General features: G+C 50.2%; 4 protein-coding genes. All 4 read right to left on the bottom strand.

The window, feature by feature from the left end:
* The coding region (locus Q0256_RS05935) for a molybdopterin-dependent oxidoreductase (RefSeq protein ID WP_297961078.1) at positions 1 to 1121 on the bottom strand (1121 nt) is incomplete at its 3' end.
* Complete coding sequence (locus tag Q0256_RS05940) at positions 1118 to 1726, bottom strand: cytochrome C (protein WP_297961081.1); 609 nt, start codon at positions 1724 to 1726, stop codon at positions 1118 to 1120. The genes Q0256_RS05935 and Q0256_RS05940, both read right to left, overlap by 4 nt.
* 20 nt (positions 1727 to 1746) lie before the next feature.
* Complete coding sequence (locus Q0256_RS05945; RefSeq protein WP_297961084.1) at positions 1747 to 2346, bottom strand: disulfide bond formation protein B; 600 nt, start codon at positions 2344 to 2346, stop codon at positions 1747 to 1749.
* Between the two features lie 608 nt (positions 2347 to 2954).
* A partial coding sequence (locus tag Q0256_RS05950) for a hypothetical protein (protein ID WP_297961087.1) occupies positions 2955 to 3196 on the bottom strand: 242 nt, incomplete at its 5' end.

The raw sequence follows: 3196 nt of genomic DNA on the forward strand, positions 1-3196 counted from the left end.
GCGCACAAAGTTACGATCATCCAGTGCGCCTGTTCGCCGTGATGAGCGCGCTGGATACCCCAGCCAGCCATTATCATCGTGCGGTTTTCGTAAAATTTTATCGCAAGCTCTTTGATCACGTCCGCGCTAATGCCGCAAATTTCACTAGCCCACTCGGGCGTCTTAGCCACGCCGTCGCTCTGCCCCGTGAGGTACGGCACGAATTTTTCAAAGCCCACGGTATAGTTTTGCAAAAATTCCTTATCGTACTTGCCCTGCGAGTAGAGGTGCTGCGCCATGCCTAGCATCATCGCTACGTCGGTGTTCGGGCGAGGGGTGATCCATTTCGCCTTACCCTCGAAATACTTGCCGCTTACGGTTTTGATCGGATCGATGATGATGATCTCTTTGTCGCTGTTTTTTAGCTGCTCGAAATACTTAAATCCCTGCTCGTCCGAGCTCGTCCACGCCACGCGAAGCGTAGAGATCGGATTGAGCCCCCAAAAGACCACTACTTTGGAGTTTTCAAGCACCACCGGCCACGAGGTTTGCTGCTCATAGACCTGATTTGAGCCCGTTACGTGCGGCATTATGACCTGCGCCGCGCCCGTAGAGTAATCGCCCGTGACGCCCGTAAAGCCGCCGGTTAAGTTCATAAATCTATGAAGCAGCGTCCTTGAGACATGCACGTTGCCCGTGCTCTGCCAGCCGTAGCTGCCGGCAAACACCGAGTCCGCGCCCTTTTGCTCGCGCGTCTTTTTAAGCTCGCGCGCGACGAGTTTGATCGCGTCTTCATATTTTACCTCGACCCATTCGTCAAGTCCGCGAAGCTCGGGTTTTGGATTATCGGGATCGGCGAGATATGATTTTCGCACCATCGGCGCTTTGATGCGCGTGTTATAAACGAGATCCGCCATCGTATTTTGAAGCGTATTTGGAATTTTAGAGGTGATCTTCCACGGCGCAGATTTTACGATCTTGCCATTTTTGACGCTCGCTTTTAGAATTCCCCATCGCGCCGCGGTTAAAATTTCGCCGTTTTTCTTAAGCGCGGTAAGCTTATCCGCCGCGAGCATCGAGCTTGGGATGAGCGGAAGCGCCGAGACCGCCGCGCCGAGCTTTAAAAAATTTCGTCTTTTCATTTCATATCCTTTAAATTTACGTCCTTGGAGTGCTTTTGCAGATACTGCACCACCGTCCAGCTCTCGTCTTTGCTAATAGGCGTGCGCGAAAGCATCGATTTGATGTAGCCCGGCCATCTATTGGCTTCGTAATCGGCTGGCTGGTGCAGAGCGTGACAGACGCTACACGAGGTTTCGAATTTTTCTTTGGCTTCGGCGAAAATTTTATCCACGTCGCCGCTTAGCGCGCCCTCGTCGGTGTAGGCGGTTATTTTAACCTTATTAAAGCCGTCCTCTTCGCCCAAGCTCTCGCTTTGAAATTTAGCCTGCTTCGAAAACGCCACCGCGATTATGCGCGCTTTAGGCGTGAAATAAATAACGTTGGGCGCCTTTGGATTTTGATAGCCGGTGAGCGAAAATTTCACCACTCCGTCCTTGACCTCCAGCACCTCTATGGCGTTTGTGGGCAGCAGCCTGCCGTCCTTGTGCGACAAATCGCCGCTTACGCTTACCTGCTTTAGCACCGTGCCGTAAAGCGTCTCGCCCGCCTTAACCTCGGCGCCAGCGCAGCTTGCGATCGCAGCCGCAAGAGCCGCCGCAGCCGCAATAGAATTTAAAAACTTCATGCTTATCCTTTCTTAAAATTTTAAAAACTTCTCGTAAATCTTCCGTATAAAAAGCCCGCAAACATCACGGCCAAAATCGCCGCGAATGCCGCAAACGCTACCTGTGCGCACTGCGCCGCGTCTGCAAATTTAATGCTCGGTACCAGATAGAACCCCTCGCCGTAAAATCCGCCGAAAAAGCTCTGCACATCGCTAAGCGCGGTGCCTGCGGGAAAAGACGGAGTGCCCGTGCAGCTTGCGGGGCGAAATAGCTCCGGCAGCAGGCTATCAAGCGGCGCCGCAAAAGGAAATGCGGGCGCTGCGAGGCAATTTGCGGTATCTGCGACGGGGTGCGGCGCGGAGCTTTGTAAATAGCCGCATATCGCGCCCGCAAATCCGAGCGCATAAGCAACGAGCCTTGCTATGAAGCTAAAGGACATCAGCAAGCCGATGAGCGCGCCCGCGCCCGCTACGGCAAAGCCCAGACGCACGAGAGCGCTCGTCTGCGTAGGCGACATAAAAATGTAGCGCTGAAAGAAAAAATGCGATACCGCAAGATAGCCTGCGCTTATCACAAAGAGCCAAAACCACGGCGTAGCGGTATTTTGCAACGCGTAAATCTTCAAAATCAATCTATTCAAGATCTCCTCCGTCTTATAAAATTCTTAAGAATACTTTTTAATCTTAAGATTTAAATTTATGAGAGAATTATAGCAGTAAAAGATAAAAATTCAGGTCTGCATCGCCCTAAATATCGGAGTTTTGTAGGCTTTAAGCTTAACGTATAAAATTTCAATTTTAAAATTTGTCGTTCCTTGCGCGGCGCAAAACGTTTTTGAGATATGAAATTAAAATGGTAGATTTTATAAAATTTTATCTTTGTTCGAGTCTGCTTTGAGGAAAAATAAAATTTTGATCCGAAGTAGGGCGGTTTTTTCTCGGTCGCGCGCCTTTCTTTAAAAAAGAGTGGGCGCGGGGCAGAAAGAAGAGCAGGGCAAGACGAGATGCGGCAGAAGATAGGCGCGGTAGAGCGGAACCCGGCGCGACAAGATAGAATAAAGCTAGCGGCGCGGCGCAAATTTTAAAATCATGCGCGCTTAAAATTGTGATCACCCGAAGTTGCGCTCGATCAAAACAGCCCGCGATCGAAATTTACGCCTTACGGTGGCGCGGCGCAGCAAATCTAAAATTTAAAATTTGAGGCCGCTAAAAAGCCGCTGCACAAATCCTCCGACTAAATTTTATCCGTTTAATTCGCCCTGCCGCAAGCCCGTTTAAATTCAAACTCTCTGCGCTTGAAATACTGCGCGTGCTTGGGATGAAATGAAGAAAAGGACGATCCTGCGTCAAATTCGAAAAACAATTCCTGCGCGCTAAAGTCGGTTTGGTAAATTAAACCGACAAGATCGATTCTGTATGAAGGCGGCGAGAAAAGGAGGCGATTTGCGCCGCAGATCAAAGCCATAAATACGCATAGGCAGGAGATAAAGA

Source organism: uncultured Campylobacter sp., assembly GCF_937949835.1.
Classification (GTDB): domain Bacteria; phylum Campylobacterota; class Campylobacteria; order Campylobacterales; family Campylobacteraceae; genus Campylobacter_B.